General features: G+C 75.9%; 1 protein-coding gene. It reads left to right on the plus strand.

The window, feature by feature from the left end; translation table 11 throughout:
- The coding region (locus SSNG_RS41610; protein WP_347232437.1) for an ATP-binding protein at positions 1 to 482 on the plus strand (482 nt) is incomplete at its 5' end.
- Positions 483 to 779 lie beyond the last annotated feature (297 nt).

Here is a 779-nt window from a genome sequence, read left to right on the forward strand (position 1 = left end):
TCAGCGGCGGGGGTGAGACCACAGTGAAGAGCAGCGGACCCCAGACCGGCCGTCCACTGAGGCCCGGGGCGGCGGGACAGCGCCGGCTCCTGGCACTGGCCGGCGTCCGGGGCCAGGTCGCGAAGGGCCGCGACTTCGCGCGGCAGGCGCTGCGGGACTGGGAGTGGGACGGGACCGAGACGTCCGAGGACACCCTGCTCGTCGTCTCCGAGCTGGTGACCAACGCCGGTCTGCACGCGGACGGCTGCCTCCAGCTGGTCCTCACCGGCGGCGACGTCCTGCGCATCGAGGTGTTCGACGGTTCCACGGCGCTGCCGCACCGTCAGTCCTCCCCCCGGCGGGGTGCCCCGGGCGGCCACGGGCTCACCATCATCGACCGCCTCTGCGACCGCTGGGGCGCCGAGGTCCACGAGCGGGGCAAGGTGGTGTGGGCCGAGATCGGGGCCGCCCGGCTGGTCTCCGGCCGGCCCGCCGGGGGCTGAGCCCGCCCCGGGGCGTTTCGTTTCGCGGACGGGCGACGCGGATCCGTTCGCGCAGCGGCTTTCTTCCGGCGCCCCGGACGGCTGGAGTGGGGGCATGTCTTCCACTCCGCCCCCGGCGACCCCCGAGCACTTCCGAGGAAGTGGACGGGGCCGACGGCTGCGAACGCGTCCGCCGCGTCCTGGCGCTGGCCGGCTTCGACACGTCCTCGCGGGCGGGGGAGGGACTGCGCGTGTGGTCGGCGCCGGAGGGGGTCGTGGTGGGCTGGGTCGCGCGGGAGGTGCTGCGGCCGACCGTCC

It is taken from the genome of Streptomyces sp. C (assembly GCF_000158895.1).
GTDB classification, from domain to species: Bacteria; Actinomycetota; Actinomycetes; order Streptomycetales; family Streptomycetaceae; genus Streptomyces; species Streptomyces racemochromogenes.